Below are 392 nucleotides of genomic sequence, written 5' to 3'. Positions count from 1 at the left end.
TTCCCCGAGCTTCTCTTTAGGGACGTCCAGTTTGCAGATGTCCTGTTGGCCGGTGGCGCCGCCACCGGGACTGCCGGGCGCGGGTCCGGAACGACGCAGGTGGATCTGGCGGACCGGGTCGAGGCCGCTGCTATTTTGGTGCGGGCGGACCTCACCGCCGACGGTCCCGGCCTGATCGACCAGACCAAGGCGCTGGAGAAACTCAAGAGCTGGGCCGCCGGGCAACAGGCCCGGCTCGCCGTCGCCTTCGAGCTCCGCCACCGTCGGGAACCGGCCAACAATGCGGCTCAGGCCGATTCTGCGCAGGCCGATCCAGGGCAGGCCGATCTAGGGCAGGCCACAGGCAGCACCCTGGCGGCCGAGGACCTCGGCAAGAAACGCCCCAAAGAACA

General features: G+C 68.6%; 1 pseudogene. It reads left to right on the top strand.

The window, feature by feature from the left end:
* Positions 1-392: pseudogene (locus AC5RWD_RS23275) on the top strand (hypothetical protein); the annotation flags it as partial.

This window comes from Arthrobacter sp. CMU6, from assembly GCF_059090205.1.
This window is presented reverse-complemented; position numbering and strand designations above follow the sequence as displayed.